A 19,283-nucleotide genomic window follows, 5' to 3' on the forward strand; every position below is an offset into this window, starting at 1 on the left:
AGCCTAACAAATCTAAACTTCAGGGATAGGAGTACATAATAGTGAACAAACAATCTTGGCAAATAGCCGCAGCCTATATGTCAGTAGTCGTTGGCGGCGGTTTTGCCTCTGGTCAGGAAGTCCTTCAGTTTTTTACCGGCTATGGTATGGCAAGTGTTATTGGCACGCTGGTTAGTGCCGCGCTTTTTGCTTTTTTGGGAATGCAAATTGCGCGCATGAGTTCGAATATGCAGGCCAACTCACACAAAAAAGTACTGTATACCTTATTTGGTACGCGTGCTGGATTGGTTATGGATGTGGTGTTATCGTTCTTTTTATTTGGTGTCGGCGTGGTCATGCTGGCTGGTAGTGGTTCCATTTTTACTCAGCAATACGGTTGGCCACCGCTGGTGGGCAGTATTTTCATGACAGTACTGGTAATCGCCACACTCTGTTTAAAAGTAAAGGGCATTATAAGGCTAATCAGTATCATCATGCCTGTACTACTGCTATTGATATTGGCTATTACCACGTACTCAATTTTTAACAGCAGCGCCTCAAGTGACACGCTAAATAAGGTAGCGCAAGAAATACCCACTATCAGCTCAAACTGGCCGGTCTCAAATTGGTTTTTTGGTGCGGTGCTTTATGCCTCCTTTAACATTGCAGTTGGCTTTCCTATGCTGGCAGTCATTGGGGGTATGACCCGCTCAGAAAAAACGGCAGCCAGCGGTGGCGCGATGGGTGGACTTGGCTTGGGCTTATTAGTATTTTTACTCAACATTGGTCTTTTTGCTAATATCGATAAACTCATAGGCGTTGAAATGCCTACTTTAGGATTGGCCTCAAACATTTCGCCCGTGTTAGCGATAATTATGTCAGTGACGCTCATTTGTATGATATACAGTACCGCAGTGGGTATGTTTTTTGCCTTTAGTACACGCTTTGCGACGCCAGGAACAAATCGCTTCAAATCGCTTAGCGCATTTTTCGCTATCATTGGTCTGGGCTTAAGCCAGCTTGGTTTCAGTAAACTCATTGGCACCGTGTATCCCATGCTAGGCATTATTGGTCTAATAATGATTGTGGCTATTATTTGGGCGTGGGTTCGCAGCCGTAATCAGCCAGCACAAGCACAAAGTTAACATTGAGCATGCTGAGATTGGTATCACCAGTGACTTTTTGGCGACTCATGCCGTCATTCGCGGTGAAACCCATTAACGCTGATTAGTTGCAAATTAAAGCACCATTCGCTTTCGCAGAGTAACCCTGCAGTTATAACTCTTGTACCAAGAGCTTAGGCGTTTGTGCTAAAATCGCTTGCAAAATTATTTTATATCATTTACTCAATTCTATCCGTCAGTAAGGAGCCGCTGTGAGCCAGCCATTTCGCTCAGCCGATATTCGCCAAGCCTTTATCGATTTTTTCATAAGCAAGCAGCACACCCAAGTTTCATCGTCTAGCTTGATTCCACACAATGATCCGACATTGCTATTTACCAATGCCGGTATGAATCAGTTTAAAGAAACCTTTTTGGGTATGGAACCACGTGACTATACACGTGCGGTAACCTCTCAAAAATGCGTACGTGCTGGCGGCAAACATAATGATTTGGATAATGTCGGCTATACCGCCCGTCATCATACTTTCTTTGAAATGCTTGGCAATTTCTCATTTGGTGATTACTTCAAGCAAGCAGGCATCGAGTATATCTGGGAGTTTTTGACCTCGGATCAGTGGTTAGCGATTGATAAAAATCGTCTTTATGTCACGATTTATGAAACTGATGACGAAGCCTTTGAAATTTGGAATAAAAACATCGGCATTCCAAGTGAGCGCATCATTCGTATTGGCGATAACAAAGGTGCTCCCTACGCTTCTGATAACTTTTGGACGATGGGTGACACTGGTCCTTGTGGCCCTTGTACCGAAGTCTTTTATGACCATGGCGCCGATATCGAAGGCGGTTTGCCAGGTACGCCAGAAGAAGACGGCGATCGCTATATTGAGATTTGGAACTGCGTATTCATGCAGTTCAATCGTCAAAAAGATGGCACACTATTGCCGCTACCTGCTCCAAGTGTCGATACAGGCATGGGGCTTGAGCGTATTAGTGCCATCATGCAAGGCGTTCATGGCAACTATGAGATCGATTTATTTGTTCATTTGATGGATGCAGCAGCTGAAATCCTAGAGATCAGCAATGAGCAACAATCATCATTGAAAGTCATCGCCGACCATATTCGTGCCGTAGCGTTTTTGATTGCTGATGGTGTTACGCCAAGTAATGAAGGTCGCGGATATGTATTGCGCCGTGTCATTCGTCGTGCGGTACGTCATGGCAACAAGCTTGGCGCTGATAGTGAGTTTTTCTATAAGATGGTTGCGCCGCTTGTAGCTGAAATGGGCAGTGCCTATCCTGAGCTAAAAGACAAGCAGAGCGTCATCGAAAACGCCATTCAAAAAGAAGAAGCACAGTTTGCTAAAACATTGGCTCAAGGCTTACGTTTGCTTGCCAGCGAACTTGAAGGCTTACAAGATGGTGATACGCTATCTGGTGAAGCAGCATTTAAGCTTTATGATACCTATGGTTTCCCACTTGATTTGACTGCTGATATCACTCGTGAGCGTGGTATTGCTATTGATGAAGCCGAATTTGATGAGCATATGCAGGCACAACGTGAGCGTGCGCGTGATGCTGGCAAGTTTGACGTCGATTACAGCAGTGTCATCCAAGTAGAGACACCAACCGTCTTTGTTGGTTATGAGCAGCTTGAAGAAAACGGCGTAACGATTGATGCGCTTTATCAAGACGGCAACCCAGCAGACAGCTTAACAGAAGGCATGGAAGGCGTTGTGGTATTAGATCGCACCCCATTTTATGCTGAAGGTGGTGGTCAAGTTGGTGAGCTTGGTGAAATCCGTACGGCATCTGGCGTCTTTGAAGTGCAAGATACCAAAAAATCTGGTCAGGCGATTATCCATTATGGTGTCGTGACCATGGGTGATATCAGCACTAAGCAAACCGCTGAAGCGCAAGTACTGTCTAGTATACGTGCAGCCAGCGCCAAAAACCACTCGGCCACTCACCTATTGCACGCAGCGCTAAGAGAAGTGCTAGGCGATGCGGTCACGCAAAAAGGCTCACTAGTCTCAAGCGAAGTACTACGTTTTGACTTTGCTTATGACAAACCTGTTAGCGCCGCTGAAATCATGCGTGTCGAACGTCTCGTTAATGAGCAAATTCAAGCCAACACCCCTACTCGTATCGAGCACATGTCTATTGATGAAGCAATGAGTCAAGGCGCAATGGCACTGTTTGGTGAAAAGTACGGCAGTGACGTTCGAGTCCTAACCATGGGTACAGACCGTATCGTTGATGGTCAGCGCAAGCCTTTCTCTATCGAGCTATGCGGTGGCTTGCATGTACAGCGTACGGGCGATATCGGTGTCCTGAAAATCACCAGTGAGTCTGGTATTGCGGCTGGTATCCGCCGAGTTGAAGCGGTCACTGGCATGAACGCGATCAAAAACATCCAGCAAAGCGAGCAACAACTGAGCGAATTGGCAAGTCAGCTGAAAGTAAAACGTCCTGAAGTGGCGCAGCGTGTCCGTACGATGGCTGATAAGCAACGTGACCTAGAAAAACAACTAGAACGTTTGCAACAAAAAATAGCCAGTGCTCAAGCAGCCAATTTGCTTGATGATGTACAAACGATCGCTGGCACTCCGGTTCTTATCAGTACTTTAAGCGGTATCGATGGTAAATCCATCCGTACGCTGATGGACGATATCAAATCAAAACTGCCTGATAGCGTGATTGTATTGATTGGTGATAAAGATGACCAATTAGCACTCGCAGCGAGCGTCGCAAAATCTGTCACTGCCAAAGTGAAGGCTGGTGATATTATTCGTCATTTAGCAGGTGAGCTTGGTGGTAAAGGTGGCGGTAAGCCTGACTACGCACAAGGCGGCGCACCGAAGTCTAGTAACAGTGCAGCGGTTATCAGCGCTCTACCTGCTTGGATTGAAACCCAGCTTAGCTAAGCTAGTGAATATTAAACTCGTGAATATATTGGTATAGCGCGTCACAATGTACTTTATATTTATCGCATAGCTTTACTCTATTACACATAGAATACGTGATTGGTTATAACTACTATAACCAATCGCCATACATCTAAGCGCTCCTGAGGCTTAAAGTTATGCAGTAGATATGGTATAAAGGTCAACGTTTGGGCATATTGTTCATTCTATAAGGTTGATAGATACCATTAGAAGAATGAAAAACCTAAAGGCATAACTCTTATCATCTGGCTTTATCTATACAAGCATTGACGAGCATCACATTGACTCTCATCAATGACAATAAAAAGTCATTATTGAATAAATAGGTAGATTTTTATGGCGTTAATAGTACAGAAATACGGCGGCACCTCGATGGGTAGTATCGACCGCATCAAAAACGTCGCCAAACGAGTCAAACGCTGGCATGACAATGGTCACCAAGTGGTCGTCGTAGTCTCAGCCATGAGCGGCGAAACCAACCGTTTGATTGATCTAGCTCGCCAAATTAGCACACAGCCTGATCCTCGCGAATACGATCAAATGGTCTCAACAGGTGAGCAGGTTTCTATCTCACTACTCGCGATGGCGATTAAAGAGCTTGGTATTGGTGCCCGTTCAATGACTGGTCGCCAAGTCGCGATTAAAACCGACAACGCCCATAACAAAGCCCGTATCGAAAGCATCGATGACAAAAACATACGCGAGCAATTAGATGCTGGCAATATCGTTATTGTGGCAGGTTTCCAAGGTATCGATGAAGAAGGCAACGCGACCACATTAGGGCGCGGCGGTTCTGATACCACAGGTGTGGCGATTGCTGCTGCCTTGGGCGCTGACGAATGTCAAATTTATACCGATGTCGATGGTGTCTATACCACTGACCCTCGTGTGACCTCAAAAGCCAAAAAACTTGAAAAAATTACATTTGAAGAAATGCTTGAAATGGCAAGTCTTGGCTCTAAGATTCTACAGATTCGCTCAGTAGAATTCGCTGGTAAATATGGCGTGCCGCTACGTGTACTCTCTAGCTTTGATGAAAACACAGACGGTAGCTTTGACCAAGAATTTCAAGACAACGTGGGTACCCTAATTACGATAGACGAAGGAGACAATATGGAACAGGCAATCATCTCAGGTATCGCGTTCAATAGAGACGAAGCAAAAATCTTAGTACGCGGCGTGCCTGACCATCCTGGTATCGCCTCTGCTATCTTAAGCCCAATTGGTCGTGCCAATATTGAAATCGATATGATTGTACAAAACCTTTCGGATAACGGTACCACTGATTTTACTTTCACGGTTAACCGCACTGATTTAGATAAGACGCTAAAAGTGCTTAACGAAGAAGTAAAAGATGAAATTGGCGCCAAAGAAATATTGGGCAACAGTGAAGTGGTTAAAGTGTCATTGGTTGGTGTTGGCATGCGTTCACACGCAGGTGTCGCTAGTCTTATGTTCCAAACACTGGCTGAAAACAACATCAATATCCAAATGATTTCAACCAGCGAAATCAAAGTGTCGGTCCTGATTCAGGATCAACACTTAGAAAAAGCCGTTAAGTCATTGCACACGGCATTTGGCCTAGATCGTGAAGACGGTGAAAGCAAAATCGCTGGGCTATAAGACATAAAAACTGTTAAAATATAGCATTAGCTTTAATGGTTATCTATTAATCGCTATTAATGACTTTATACTTTATATAGTATGTAGATAAACAGCATTTAAATTAATAGCGTTTGAATTAATAGTATCTAAATAAAAACAGTACTTAAATAAAATAGGATCTTTTTAGGTCCTATTTTTATTTTTTAGCATAGTTAAAATGAGCATTTACCTAATAGTTTTGTGAAAAACCGTGACAGTATCTGTTATGCCGCCTATAATGGGGCTTTCATTTGGGCTAAATGAATCTACCTATCATTACCGCTATTGGCACGATATCTGGCATCGTGATAATGGTTATATTGCATGTTTGGTGCTGCGGTGATGTTCTGCAATTGAGAAGTAATCTGATGAGTAATAATTTGTTGATGCGACATAAGGAGTGTGACGCATGTTAATTTTGACACGCCGCGTGGGCGAAACGCTAATGATTGGCGACGAAGTAAGTGTGACGGTTCTAGGCGTCAAAGGCAATCAAGTACGTATCGGTGTAAACGCACCTAAAGATATTGCAGTACACCGCGAAGAGATTTATCAACGTATTCAGCATGAGCGTTCTGTACAGTCGCAAATGCAGCATCTTGAGCAAGGCAACTTTTCGCCTTCGTTTGATGACGAAGACTACTTTAATCGCTAAGCTAGCTAAATTATAATGCTGAACGCTCAACGGCTACTATCATCATTGAGCACACATAAATATTATATTGTTTTTTTAATCTGCTCTGAGGTCATTTATTTATGAGTATCCGCCAATCAGATGTATCGGCATTACTTAATGGTTTGAACAAAAAAGCCATTGGATTCAATGATGTCATCAGCTTTATCGATGATTTTTATCGCTATGCGCCTGCCCCTTTCGTAAATGGGATGGTACATAATGCAGCCGGTGAGAACGAAGGTAGCGCAAAGATTTTTGGTTTTGCTAAGCACCATGGCCTGAACCAATTGGACACGCTTAAGCTATTTGGCGAACATTATGCCAAGGTTCAAGCAACGCCTAACGGTACCGATCATGCCAATATCCGTAATTTTTTACATTGGGGCTGGCAAGGATTCTTGATGCAAAAGAATCCGCTAACGGTTCGTCCTAGTGTCGATACGACTGCTATTTAATCATTTATAGTGATTAAGCTATTTCTGATGATTTAATCATTGATAAAGTAAAAAAAGCCACGCTATATAGCGTGGCTTTTTTATGACAATTGTCTTTATCACAACTATTATAGATTTCTTATAAACCTATTTATCACGAAACTTAACAGGCTGTACCGCACCTTTAGGATTCGGCATATTAGGGTAGTGATGCTCGTGCTCGACATCACATTCAGCGCCAACGACAGAGCCATCATCTTTTACGGGTTTATGAATATAACCTGTACGCTCAGCTGGCGGTAGGTGCTCATGCTCCCATACCATCACTGCTTGCATACAAGTCTCGCGCTGCTCAGCAGTAATCTTACGACCGTCAGGCCATTTGCCTAGTTCAATCGCCATACGAAATTTATCAACCACTTCGGGCGTTAGACTTGCTAGTATTGTTTGTTTATCCATCTTACCTACTCTCCACTACCATTTTTTGTATCATATTTTGGTCTAATAGATACGCTTATTCATCGTCTATAATATCATCATCGACATCAAGACTGAATTCTTCGGCATGTACGTTCCAGTGCAGCTTTGTACGGCAGGCCTCATAAAAGTCAAACCCAGGTGGGTGCAACAAGGTAAGCTTATCAGGATGCTTACGAATATGGAGGCGCTGCTCTTGCTCAAGTGGCACGCTTGGCTTACCGTCCGCACTCACCATCGGCTGAGTACGATTGTCTTCGTGGATACGAATACAGACCTCACTATTACCGCTGACCACAATCGGTCTGCTAGATAATGTATGGGGATGCATCGGCACCAGACAAATAGCGTCCATACTCGGATGAATAATTGGACCGCCACCTGATAAGGCATAAGCAGTAGAGCCAGTCGGTGTTGCCGCTATCAAGCCATCACTATGCTGTCTATAAACATCATGTCCATCAATTTTCATCTGAAAATCAATCATATGTACCGATTTACCGGCGTGCAATACGATGTCGTTCAGCGCCATATCTTCATGGATAATTTTGCGCCCTTCTCGTATCTCCATCGTCAATAAGAACCGATGGTCCAGTTGATAGTCTCCCATCAATACTTGGCGTAACTTAAACGCAGCTTCATCAGGTTTTACATCTGCTAAAAATCCTAGACGACCACGGTTTACCCCTAGTACAGGTACACGGTAGCGTGCTAACGCTTCAGCAGCATGTAGTATCGAACCATCACCGCCAACCACAATAACCAAATCACAAATCTCACCAATCAAACCACGTTTGACGATTTTGACTCTTTCTATGTCTGTGAGGTCAAGCGTTGGCAAATTGGCCGTTTGTACATCCATTATCAAGGTCAAATTCATATCATTGACGGTTTGGGCAATCTGTACCAAGCTTTGAGTGACACTACGTTTACCAGCACGGCCCATTAGACCAATACGCCTAAAGGCAGGATTTTTAATAGCGTGGAATAGCTCTGATTCATGTAAGTGTGGCAATCTTGCTGACTGCGCTGAGTTTTCCATAAAACGACTCGGTATAACGGTGAAGTACAAGGTAATGATAGCGATAAATGCGCGCTTAGACTAGCATGTTTATGAATTATCGTTGTTAACTGTCGTAACTGACCCCATATAAAAGCTATCGAATGTTTTACTTAGCCGAATCTGTCTGTTCAGTTTTCCAATTAGCGTATTGAGCGATACAGTAGCCCGATGCGCTAGCCAATGAGCAGTCTAAGGTTGCACCGCATCAGTTGTCACGTAAACACAGTTGACAATAATAGCGGTTTTGCTAAAGTAACTAACATCACTATTTTTATATTTTATTATTAAGGACTTATGTATGGCCAATCCTATTGTCAGTCGCGCAGAACTTGCGATCGGCGGTAATCCAATGACGGTCAAAGGCGTAATTCAAAAGACCAGCTTGTTACTTGGTTTATCAGCCATTACTGGTGTGGGCTTTTTCTTTTATGCGCTTATGGCAGGTTTATCGCAAGGTTTTATTACGATGGCAGCCTTTGGTAGCATGATTGCTGCGTTTGTTCTGGCGCTTTTTATTACCTTCAAGCCGCAAAAAGCCAAGACTTTGGCAGTGCCTTACGCCTTGTTAGAAGGTATCTTTTTGGGCGGCATCTCATTATTTTTCATGAGAATGTATCCAACAGTACCAGTCACTGCAATGTGCGCAACTTTCGTCACAGCTGCAGTTATGCTTGGGTTATATCGTTCAGGTTTAGTTAAGGTTACTGAAAAGTTCCGCTCTATCGTGACCTCGGCGGTTATTGCCATTATGCTTGTTTATGTAGCACAGTGGGTACTTTCTCTAGCGTTTGGTTCATCATTGCCGTTCCTATTTGAAGGTGGCGCTATCGCTATTGGCTTTAGCTTATTTGTCATCGTTATCGCTTCTTTCACCTTGCTATTAGATTTCGATAATATTGATCGCGGTGTTGCGATGGGTGTTTCTGAAGATTACGAGTGGTTGTTCAGTATTGGTATTCTTGCGACCTTAGTCTGGATGTATATCGAATTTATGCGTCTGCTAAGCTATCTACAAGACTAATTGTAAGAGCTACCTAACAATATCTTTGTATAGAAAAAACCGCCTTCCATTTGATGGAAGGCGGTTTTTTTATGAGCAAACTTTACAGACCTGTTTATATTAAATGCTTTTTAAAGAGACTAAGCACGTTTTAAGCGCAATGCATTTAATACGACAAATAGCGAACTGAGCGACATACCAATTGCAGCAAGCCATGGTGGCACATAGCCTAAAGCCGCTGGTATCAGGACGATACTGTTGTAAGCGAGCGCCCAACGGAAATTTTGCTTGATAATACGTTCCGTCTTATCAGAGATACGTTTAGCCGCAGTGATGGCCTCGATTTGTCCGTTTAAGATAACACTATCACTGGATACTTGTGCTAAGTCTGCCGCACCTGCAATCGAGGTCGACACATCTGCTGCGGCTAGCACTGGTGCATCGTTGATACCATCACCCACCATCAATACCACAGCACCGTTAGCTTGCAACTGCTGAATATGATTGACTTTATCAGTCGGTGATAGGCCATTGTATGCAGCTTGCATACCTAAACTCTCAGCCATGACTATCGCTTGCGGGCTTGGATCACCTGTCAACATAACAGACTCGATACCTAGCTCTTTGAGTGTATCGAGCATCGACTGCGCACTATCACGTACCTTGTCATTGAAATAAAAGCATGCCAGCGCCTGCCATTTTTTGCTATCAGTGTTTTGATAAGACAATACCACTGCTGAGCTGGCGCGCTGAGCTACTAGATCGATGGTTAAATCATCGTTTACATCTATATCATTGGCGCTATTATCTGTTTTATCTAGCGCAAAGTCTTTATGGCCGATTCGATATACAGTGCCTTCAATCATTGCTTCTACACCGCCTGCTGGATAATGCTGTACGGCTTGTGTCGATGGCAGGTGTAACTGATAGGCCGCCGTCAGTAACGCATGGGCAATTGGATGACGACTACCTACTTCTAATGCAGCTGCAATGGCCAATAGCGTATCTTTTTGCGCTATTAATGATAAATCGTCAATTTCGGTCTGGCTTTTTGGTGTGATTAATTCGATATTTAATAAATTTGGCTTACCATAAGTCAGCGTGCCTGTCTTATCAAAAGCAACGTGCGTGATTTCAGCTAGCGTTTGTAAGGTATGGCCACGCGTCGTCAAAAAACCATAGCTTGCCAGACGATTGGTTGAGACGGTCAAGGCAATCGGCGTTGCCAACGACAGAGCACATGGACAAGTAGCGACTAAGACTGCCACGGTTGCCCAAATGGCTTGGCTTGGGTCAACAATATACCAGCCGACAAATACTAAGACGGATAAAACCAAAATACGCGCGACAAACCAACGTGCCAGCTTATCTGCTTGTTGCGCCAGTTTGGGTTTTTCGCTCATGGCACGATTCATCAATCGATCAATTAAACCTATCTGACTGTCTTTTGGTAAGGCGGTGACGAGCATTTCGAACGGCTGGCTATCGTTTTGTGCACCGCCGACGATATAATCACCTTGGGATTTGATGATTAAATCACCTTCGCCCGTCAGTAGACTTTGTGACACCGTTGCAGTAGAACTTAGCAAGATACCATCACTGATAATCTCTGAACCTGCCTCAACTAAAATAATATCACCCACCTGTAAACTATGAGCGGTGACCATTTTCTTTAACTCTATATCGTCTTCTGCTTGTGATTGCGCATTCTGTTTGTTGCGTGCCTGCTGCCAGTCTTGAGCGATACGTGATGTGAGCTGATGAACATTGGCGTCCATACGCTGCATAAAGTCAGGCATAACTTCAGCCGCTACACTCGAACCCTTTTGAGCATTATCTTCGATAGCTTCATCTTGTTGAGACGTATTTTCTTTCAGCTGCTGTAAAATATGCTCAGCTGCTGATTTGTCTTCAGCGACTTTTTGTACTAATACCGGCTCAACTACGACCAAATCATTAGCCATAGTCGCAGCTTTTAGACGTGCGTTATGCTCGATATAACGCCCTGCCAACAAAAAGAAAATAAACATGCTGACCGAGTCATAGTATGTCTCTCCTTGCCCAGTGATGGTAGCGTAGAGACTGGCAAAGAAAGTAATAATCAATGCAAGACTGACGGGCACATCCATATTGACTTGGCGGGCACGAATCGCTGACCATGCAGAGGTAAAAAAAGGAATACCAGCATAAAAGAAGACAGGCGTACTAACGAATAAAGACACCCAACGCAAGAAGTCACGCTGAAAGATCAACATGTCGCTATACTCACCAAAATAAAGCGCAACGGCATACATCATTGCCTGCATCGAACCTAGTGCCGCGATACCAAGACGTAATAGCATTTGGTTGTTATGACGTGCCAGCATGGCTTCATGGGTATCTTGCCGATAAGGCTTGGCGTCATAGCCAATCTCATTGATGACCGCTAAAATCCGGCTGATCGGTAATTTGTCTTCATTCCAAATGACCCGCATACGTTGGTTGGTCAAATTCACCTGACACTTACTAATGCCCTCTAGCTCATCAAGACGCGACTCAATCAACCATGTACAGGCCGCACAGCGTAAGTTATTAACAGACAACTCTGCTACTGACAGACCGTCTTGCGCATACACGAATTGCGATTTTATCTCGTCATGATCATAGGCTTCGAGGCGTGTCAGTTGAGTTGGTAAACTTGCCGTACGATTAATTTCCGATCGGTCAAGATAATACTGCTCAAGACCAGCCTCTACTATGCTTTGGGCAGCTAACTGACAGCCCATACAACACATCTCTCGTGACTGACCTAATATCTCAGCATAAAACGGTGGCTGAGGTACGGGATCGCCGCAGTGAAAGCAGTGGTCAGCCAGCGGAAGCACTAAGCCTTCGATGATAGAAGTGTCTTCATAAGAGTGATTGGTAGCAGATGATACTGATGATGGGATACTAGACATAGTCGCGCTTACTTCCTTTGACAGGCTTGCTTAAAATGCATTCATTTAAAGCAAACTTGCTCGTATTGACTGTACTGTACGTCATGCAATAGAGCCGTTTTTAATCACATGAATATTACTACTGTTAGTAGCATAGTATTCATAACAAACGGCTAATAGCAAACAATTAGCAACAGCGAATTCATACAAAATACATCGTGAGGGCAATCGTAAATTGTTATCTTATATGGCGTTTATCTACCAGATTGAAAGTGACTGACGCTTTATTACAAGTATCGGTATTTTAATAGGGATTATACTATAAGCTATCGCTATGAGCAGTATCATCGCTCATAGTCTACGACCAATAAATGCCTGCGTTGACGATGATAGATTGAAAAATTTGTCAATTTGCGTCATTATGAGGCAGTTTTTTATCCAAAAATGGTGCGACATCCGTGCAAAAACCTAATTACAAGTTACCAAATACCAAGTTATCAGCGTCATCTAAGTCTGCTATGCACACGCTACCCTCGCAGCAGCGCGGCTTGGTCTTTAGTAGTCTGCTATTAATTATCATCATCGCAGGCATGGTGCTGTTGGCGCTATATTTGATCAAACTTGATCGCACCATTACTCATAAGTTTGAGGGCAAGCGCTGGGACATTCCAGCCAAAGTGTATTCGCAGCCGCTTGAGCTGTATCAAGGTGCCAATGTCGATAGAGATACGATGAAGACATGGCTAGAGTTGCTCAATTATCAAAGCAACAAAGCTTATGATCGTACAGGCACCTATCATCGAACAGGTAATACTTACTTTATTCACACGCGCGGCTTTACGTATAGCGCCAATGATAAAGATGCCGAGCAAGTCATCAAAATGACAATTTCTGGCAATAAAGTAGAATCTATCCAGAGTACTCTGCCTGCCAAAAGCGGCATCATTCGTCTAGAGCCTGTCAATATCGGTGGTATCTATCCAGACAGTAATGAAGATCGGATGGTTGTGTCTTTGGACGAAGTGCCTCAGCCGTTAATTGATGCACTTATCGCTACCGAAGATCGCGCGTTTTATGAGCATAAAGGGGTATCGGTACGTGGTATCGCCCGTGCCGTAATCAATAACTTTACTGGTGGTGCCAGACAAGGTGGTTCGACCATCACCCAGCAGCTGATCAAAAACTTTTATCTCAACTCAGATCGCACTATCAAACGCAAAGCCAATGAAGCATTGATGGCCGTGCTACTTGAGCTGCATTACAGCAAAGATGAGATTTTACAGACCTATTTGAATGAGATTTATCTGGGTCAAAATGGCAATCGCTCTATCAATGGTTTTGGTCTGGCATCACAGTTTTATTTTGACAAACCTCTTAATGAGCTGCGCTTAGATCAGCAAGCAATGCTGGTTGGTATGGCAAAAGGCCCAAGTATCTACAACCCACGTCGCAATCCAAACGATTCAAAAGCACGCCGCGATGTGGTGCTTAATAACATGCTGACAATGGGCACACTGAGCCAGGAAGACTACGACAAAGCCTTAAAGCAACCGCTTGGTATCGTGGATAAGCCTGCTGAAGGCAAAAGCCAGTTCCCTGACTTCTTAGATATTGTTAAACGTGAGCTAAATACCGTATATTACTCTGACGACCTCAAAAACGAAGGCCTGATTATTATCAGTACTCTAGACCCTATCGCTCAATTAGCAGCAGATAAAGCTGTTGATAGAAAACTTGGTGAGCTGCGCCGTAACAGTAGCAAAACTAAGGATTTACAAGGCGCGTTGGTGAGTGCTAATCCTGAGACTGGCGAGCTAGTGTCTGTCGTGGGTAGTGGTAGTGAATTTACAGGGTTTAACCGCGCGGTCGATGCCAAACGCCAAGTCGGCTCGTTGCTGAAGCCTATCATTTATATGACTGCGCTTGAGAGCGGTCGTTACAACTTGGCCAGTTCAGTAGATGACTCCCCTATTACGGTCAATCTAAACGACGGTACTGACTGGAACCCTAAAAACTACGACAACCGTGATCATGGCTATGTACCACTTACCACGGCATTGTCTCAATCCTATAATCAGGCGGCAGTACGCTTAGGTATGGAGTTCGGTGTTAATACCTTTGCTAAGCAATTACAGCGCATGGGTATCAAAGAAAAAATCCCACCTTACCCATCAGCATTACTAGGCTCAGTTAATTTGAGTCCGATGGACATGCTTGGTATTTACCAAGTCTTTGCCACTGGTGGTTTCCGCACGCCTATTCACAGTATCCGTACTGTCATTGATGATCGTGGCCGTATTTTACAGCGTACTGGGCTTAACACTCAGCGCAGTATTCCACCTGAAACCAACTTTTTGACCAACTATGCATTACAGCAAGTCGTCTCAAATGGTACGGCCAGACGCGCCCAATCGCTCGGCAACAATTTAAACCTAGCCGGAAAAACGGGTACGACAAATGACTACCGTGATGCTTGGTTTGCAGGCTATAGTGGCAACTATGTAAGTGTCGTTTGGGTTGGTCGTGATGATAATAAACCGATTGGTTTGAGTGGTGGTACTGGCGCCTTACCAGTTTGGGTAGATTATATGAAACGCCTAAAACTGACTCCGGTTGCTCTACCAGAGCCAGAAGGTATCGAGTGGTTATGGCTAGAGAACAATTCAGGCAAACTGTCTAATGAGCGCTGTGCTAACGCTCGCTACCTACCAGTAATGTCAGCTCACCTACCAGAAGAAGCCAGCAGTTGTGCGCTGAGCCTGTATCAGCAAGATCGCGCTCGTGAACAGACACAGTTCCAAAATCAGCAAGGTGATATCAATCAACAACGTCGCCGCGAAGGTTTAGAAATTCCAAATGGCGAAGCTGTTGAATCTGATGGTGCAGAAGGTATCAGCGAGCAAAGTGAAGGTGATGAAGACCGTGCTGATACTTGGTATGACCGCGCTGTTGAATGGTTCTAGCTGTTGAATGGCTCTAGCTGTTAAATAGCTCTAATAATGTTTTTGGTATTTAGCTTTTAATATTTAAAAAAGGTTTTAACATGATGGTGTCATCTTTACGGACAACTACTTCAGTAAAACAAACCATAGTGCTATGGCGTAATAAAATTACGTCAAGCAATACCTTACTTGCAGGCAGCGCGATCATTGGCATGCTAAGCCTAAGTGCTTGTCAGACGGCACCTAGCACGTCAACCACAGTGCAAACAACGCCTGTTCAAACACTACCAACATCACAACCGACCGTGCCATCAACAACAACTGCTCAAGCGCCTATCACGGAAGCAAATGATCAAAGCAACTATCCAACCGAGCCTTACGTTACAGTTGAACAGTCCGAAACACCAAATCCATTAACGCAAGAGACACCTGTATTTACGCCTTCTGCACCAGAAGTGACGCAGCCTGATCCTGTTATCATTGCGCCTTCTCGTAACGACTATATAATCTCTGAGCCATCGGTACCGTCGCATAATGAGTTACTTGAGCACGCTAGAAGAAACTCGCAGCAACGTACTCAACAATCTGCAAGCAATAATAGTAATCTGCCTGCGTTTCGCAATTTGATGCAAGTAGGTATCAGTCAGTTGAAAGCTGGCAATCTAACCAATGCAGAGAACAGCTTTACCCGTGCACAGCGTCTAGCGCCCAAATCGTCGGCGGTATATTTTTATTTGTCACAAGTAGCATTAAAAAAGAACCAACCTCGTAAGGCAGAAGCGATGGCACGTCGTGGTCTTAGTGTCTCTCAAGATAGCAATCGTAGACGAGCACTATGGCAAGTTATATTGCAATCAGGACAAGCTCAGGGTAACTCACGCGTGGTCAATGAAGCAAAACAAGCATTGCGCTAATAACCGAGTATTTGTACCTCTTAGATTTATTAGTTAAAACATCTATATACATTATTCATTTCATTGTATGTAGACTTATCTAGGGCAGCCCCCTAACACCTACACTTATTTTTATTTCCGCTTAAGGTTATCTTTATGGCATGGCAACAACTGCATTTACAATGTGAAAAATCAAACGTCGACTTGGCTGAAGCGCTTTTGTTAGAAGCAGGTGCATTATCAATAGCTTTAGACGATGCTGGCGATCAACCTCTGTTTGAGCCACTTCCAGGTGAATCACCGCTGTGGGATGAGGTGATACTAACAGGACTATTTGATGCGACTACTGATGCTGGTAGTCGTCAAGCGGTTGAACAATTAAGTCATGAAATTGCTGCACAAGTACAGGCTACTCGTATTTGGCTAACGGCTGTTGATGATAAGGACTGGGAGCGCGAGTGGATGAGCAACTATCATCCTATCGAATGTGCTAATGACCTATGGATTGTGCCTGACTGGCTAACACCGCCTAACCCTGAAGCCACCAATATCATTATGGACCCAGGTTTGGCATTTGGGACTGGCTATCATGCTACGACTCGCCTATGTCTAGACTGGCTAACAGAGCAAGACCTAACAGACAAAGTGGTTATCGATTATGGTTGTGGCTCAGGTATTCTAGGGATTGCTGCTTTGCTATTGGGTGCACGTCAGGTATATGCAGTCGATATTGACCCGCAGGCGGTACTTGCTACCAATCAGAATGCAGTACGCAACAATGTAGGCGAACGTTTACAGGCATTTCTACCAGAAGAATTTACAGAGTACTGCTCGCAACATGATGTGTTGCCTGTAGAAGTGATTGTTGCCAATATTTTAGCAAAGCCGCTTATTGGTTTAGCACCTTACTTTGCAACACTGGTTGCGCCAAAGGGCCGTATCGTATTAGCAGGTTTGATTGAGTCGCAAACCGAGCAAGTCACTGAAGCTTATCAGCCATATTTTGCACTGGATCCTAAGCATGCTTTTACTGCGCAAGAAGACCAACATTGGCAGCGTTTATCAGGTACATTTACCAGCTAGCAACATTTAATTACATCTGTTACGATAGAGGGCAGTCAAATGTTATGTGTTTGACGCCACTCTGTCTTTGCCCATAATTCATCGAAACTTAAAAAATACAATGAGTATTGTGGGCAGCTATTGGTGAGTGGCTAAGCGGTATTGATAACCATACTTTTTTGGATTCGCCTCTATGACCACGCCAATAAAAACCCAATGCCCCCATTGCCAAGCTTGCTATAGCGTTAAACAAACTCAACTGAATCAAGTCAATGCTACCATCAGCTGTGATCGGTGCCAGCAAAGTTTTTTGGTCAATAAGCATCTTGTGGTAAATTCTGAGGTCATTCAAAAACCAACACCACAAAAAAATATTCCTGCTCAACAAAAATCTCAAACTCAACCAATTTCGAACGAGCAAAAAGCGAATACTAGTAGCAGTCAGCATAAACTTCAAAATGTGCCAAATCGCCCTACATCTTCAATCAGTAAAAAAAAATCATCTGATACTTTGATTTACGATGGTTTAATCCATGATGATATGGATATAGACGAGCCAGAAGAAGACGTTCAAGAGTATGACTCTCTAGATAGTATGGATGCATGGTTAACCCAAGCCAGTAATACCAGTCCTAGCGCAGCAACCACAGAAAAACCAAAAGCGCCCTCTTCTAAAGAAACTATCAAAACCCCTAATCCATCAATAAAGAAACCATCTACTAGTACAATATCAGCATCCTCATCAACACAGGACATGCTCAGCTCGGCAGCGGCCAATGATATTCATGCCAATGTTGAGAATACAGATAACAATTCATGGCTGCAAAAACTATTAGAAGAACAAAATCAAGACGAAGAAACACCACCAGATGATACAGACTTATCACAGCTTCTATCTGATATGGGTGTACCCGTTAAAGATGAAGACCCTGCTGCGGACGATCGCTTAAGAAAAACCCAGCTACCGTTTGCACCAACCCAAACGACACGTTCAATTGCGTCATTGTTATGGATACTAGGTTGTTTGGTTCTAGCACTGCTACTCGCGGCACAGTATGTTATTTTTAACTTAGAAAATTTAGTGAAAAACCCAGCATATGCTCAGCGTCTCCAATCAATATGCTCTGTCGCTGCCTGCAGCTTGCCCAGTGCGGACTTATCAGCCCTTACCATCAGCAATACCTTTCATAGAAGCAGTCAGATTAAAACTGCTGGTACATTTAGCGATATAGGCGCTACTCTAAGTAACGGCAGCCCGCAAGCACAACTATACCCCAATGTAAAAATAAGCGTTTATGGTAAAGATGAGATTATTGGAGAGTTCATTGCAGATCCAAACGATTATTTATTAGGCAAGCAAAGTCAGTTAGCTGCCAATACAGATAGACAGCTATTATTTACTATCCCTGTCGCTAATGCGCAAATTCGCGACATTACTATGACCGCTCTTTATTAAATCAAGTTGTCATATATAAATAAGCGTGAGTAGAAAACATACTGTAAATTCATTTTCAATTAAACCGTGATAGCCAAGATAACGATGAATCTATCAGCGCTAGGCGATATTAATTTGATATACTATGGTTCTGACCCCTCACAATCAGAATTTTTCTTCATCTCAAGGATATTATTTTATGGCACCTCATGCACAGCATAATGCCAATCATTTTGCTAAAAGCTCTGAGCACCCTGCCGATTATAATAAAGACGAATACCAATCACCTACGCACGGCTTTGATTTTGCTAGTCAACACCATACAAATAGTGCGCAGCAACCTCTACGAGTTCATGTGGAGCGTGTGGTACGTCAGTACTTTGCGATGTTAGGAGATGAGATGCCCACTGATTTATATGAGCTGATTTTAAAGCAAGTCGAAGAGCCTCTCTTATCTGTCGTCCTAGAAAAAACAAGAGGCAACCAAACCAAATGTGCTCAGATATTAGGCCTAAATCGAGGCACTTTGCGCAAAAAAATGAAGACCTATGATTTAATGTAGCATTGTTATATGAGCTTACCCATCATTGACCATCATTATGTATGGCAATTAAATGTTCCGCGCTTTATCTATCATGATACGGCATACCATTGTCATCATCACCTTGCCAGACGTTTACGTCAGGCTTTT

13 protein-coding genes and 1 pseudogene are annotated in these 19,283 nt (G+C 43.6%); 11 read left to right on the forward strand and 3 right to left on the reverse strand.

What is annotated here, in order from left to right:
• Positions 1–41 precede the first annotated feature (41 nt).
• The 5 genes and pseudogenes from JMY00_RS09725 (at position 42) to JMY00_RS09745 (ending at position 6,823) form a co-directional block, all read left to right on the forward strand.
• A complete protein-coding gene (locus JMY00_RS09725) occupies positions 42–1,124 on the forward strand; it encodes a hypothetical protein (protein ID WP_201580030.1) in 1,083 nt (360 codons plus the stop codon).
• 230 nt (positions 1,125–1,354) lie between these two features.
• Positions 1,355–4,027, forward strand: coding sequence for an alanine--tRNA ligase (gene alaS, locus JMY00_RS09730; RefSeq protein ID WP_201580031.1), 2,673 nt, complete (start codon positions 1,355–1,357; stop codon positions 4,025–4,027).
• Positions 4,028–4,384: 357 nt separating this feature from the next.
• On the forward strand, positions 4,385–5,671 hold the full coding sequence (locus tag JMY00_RS09735) for an aspartate kinase (protein WP_057759246.1): 1,287 nt from the start codon (positions 4,385–4,387) through the stop codon (positions 5,669–5,671).
• A 430-nt stretch (positions 5,672–6,101) separates the two neighbouring features.
• Positions 6,102–6,269 (forward strand): annotated as a pseudogene (gene csrA / locus JMY00_RS09740) (carbon storage regulator CsrA); the annotation flags it as partial.
• Between the two features lie 179 nt (positions 6,270–6,448).
• Positions 6,449–6,823, forward strand: coding sequence for a HopJ type III effector protein (locus JMY00_RS09745; protein WP_057759243.1), 375 nt, complete (start codon positions 6,449–6,451; stop codon positions 6,821–6,823).
• A gap of 126 nt (positions 6,824–6,949) precedes the next feature.
• Here JMY00_RS09745 and JMY00_RS09750 read toward each other — a convergent pair whose 3' ends face one another.
• Both JMY00_RS09750 and JMY00_RS09755 read right to left on the reverse strand, forming a co-directional pair.
• The gene (locus JMY00_RS09750) at positions 6,950–7,261 is read right to left on the reverse strand and encodes a DUF1315 family protein (protein ID WP_057759241.1); all 312 of its coding nucleotides are present in this window, start codon (positions 7,259–7,261) and stop codon (positions 6,950–6,952) included.
• A gap of 55 nt (positions 7,262–7,316) precedes the next feature.
• On the reverse strand, positions 7,317–8,321 hold the full coding sequence (locus JMY00_RS09755; protein WP_179798759.1) for an NAD(+) kinase: 1,005 nt from the start codon (positions 8,319–8,321) through the stop codon (positions 7,317–7,319).
• A gap of 319 nt (positions 8,322–8,640) precedes the next feature.
• On the opposite strand from JMY00_RS09755, the gene JMY00_RS09760 reads away from it, so the two are divergent.
• Entirely contained in the window at positions 8,641–9,363 is a 723-nt protein-coding gene (locus JMY00_RS09760; RefSeq protein ID WP_057759239.1) for a Bax inhibitor-1/YccA family protein, read from the forward strand.
• Between the two features lie 119 nt (positions 9,364–9,482).
• On the opposite strand, the gene JMY00_RS09765 is transcribed toward JMY00_RS09760, so the two are convergent.
• Positions 9,483–12,281, reverse strand: a complete 2,799-nt coding sequence (locus JMY00_RS09765; protein WP_201580032.1) for a heavy metal translocating P-type ATPase — start codon at positions 12,279–12,281, stop codon at positions 9,483–9,485.
• 497 nt (positions 12,282–12,778) lie between these two features.
• Between JMY00_RS09765 and mrcB the strand changes: the two genes are divergently transcribed.
• The 5 genes from mrcB to fis all read left to right on the forward strand — a co-directional run bounded on the left by mrcB (position 12,779) and on the right by fis (position 19,154).
• Positions 12,779–15,223 (forward strand): penicillin-binding protein 1B, encoded by a 2,445-nt coding sequence (gene mrcB / locus JMY00_RS09770; protein WP_201580056.1) that lies wholly within the window; start codon positions 12,779–12,781, stop codon positions 15,221–15,223.
• Positions 15,224–15,303: 80 nt separating this feature from the next.
• Positions 15,304–16,116 carry a tetratricopeptide repeat protein gene (locus JMY00_RS09775; RefSeq protein WP_240990723.1) on the forward strand — a complete coding sequence of 271 codons (813 nt, stop codon included), beginning with the start codon at positions 15,304–15,306 and terminating at the stop codon, positions 16,114–16,116.
• A 135-nt stretch (positions 16,117–16,251) separates the two neighbouring features.
• Entirely contained in the window at positions 16,252–17,178 is a 927-nt protein-coding gene (prmA, locus tag JMY00_RS09780; protein WP_102094262.1) for a 50S ribosomal protein L11 methyltransferase, read from the forward strand.
• A 172-nt stretch (positions 17,179–17,350) separates the two neighbouring features.
• Positions 17,351–18,613 carry a DUF3426 domain-containing protein gene (locus tag JMY00_RS09785; RefSeq protein ID WP_201580033.1) on the forward strand — a complete coding sequence of 421 codons (1,263 nt, stop codon included), beginning with the start codon at positions 17,351–17,353 and terminating at the stop codon, positions 18,611–18,613.
• Between the two features lie 178 nt (positions 18,614–18,791).
• Complete coding sequence (gene fis / locus JMY00_RS13690) at positions 18,792–19,154, forward strand: DNA-binding transcriptional regulator Fis (protein WP_201580034.1); 363 nt, start codon at positions 18,792–18,794, stop codon at positions 19,152–19,154.
• Positions 19,155–19,283 lie beyond the last annotated feature (129 nt).

The organism is Psychrobacter sp. Pi2-52 (assembly GCF_904846705.1).
Classification (GTDB): domain Bacteria; phylum Pseudomonadota; class Gammaproteobacteria; order Pseudomonadales; family Moraxellaceae; genus Psychrobacter.

Bases quoted from the DNA above. Each gene is read 5' to 3' on its own strand.
- JMY00_RS09735 (WP_057759246.1), top strand. From the start codon at position 4,385: ATGGCGTTAATAGTACAGAAATACGGCGGCACCTCGATGGGTAGTATC.
- JMY00_RS09745 (WP_057759243.1), top strand. From the start codon at position 6,449: ATGAGTATCCGCCAATCAGATGTATCGGCATTACTTAATGGTTTGAAC.
- JMY00_RS09750 (WP_057759241.1), bottom strand. From the start codon at position 7,261: ATGGATAAACAAACAATACTAGCAAGTCTAACGCCCGAAGTGGTTGAT.
- JMY00_RS09755 (WP_179798759.1), bottom strand. From the start codon at position 8,321: ATGGAAAACTCAGCGCAGTCAGCAAGATTGCCACACTTACATGAATCA.
- JMY00_RS09760 (WP_057759239.1), top strand. From the start codon at position 8,641: ATGGCCAATCCTATTGTCAGTCGCGCAGAACTTGCGATCGGCGGTAAT.
- JMY00_RS09765 (WP_201580032.1), bottom strand. From the start codon at position 12,281: ATGTCTAGTATCCCATCATCAGTATCATCTGCTACCAATCACTCTTAT.
- mrcB (WP_201580056.1), top strand. From the start codon at position 12,779: ATGCACACGCTACCCTCGCAGCAGCGCGGCTTGGTCTTTAGTAGTCTG.
- JMY00_RS09775 (WP_240990723.1), top strand. From the start codon at position 15,304: ATGATGGTGTCATCTTTACGGACAACTACTTCAGTAAAACAAACCATA.
- prmA (WP_102094262.1), top strand. From the start codon at position 16,252: ATGGCATGGCAACAACTGCATTTACAATGTGAAAAATCAAACGTCGAC.
- JMY00_RS09785 (WP_201580033.1), top strand. From the start codon at position 17,351: ATGACCACGCCAATAAAAACCCAATGCCCCCATTGCCAAGCTTGCTAT.
- fis (WP_201580034.1), top strand. From the start codon at position 18,792: ATGGCACCTCATGCACAGCATAATGCCAATCATTTTGCTAAAAGCTCT.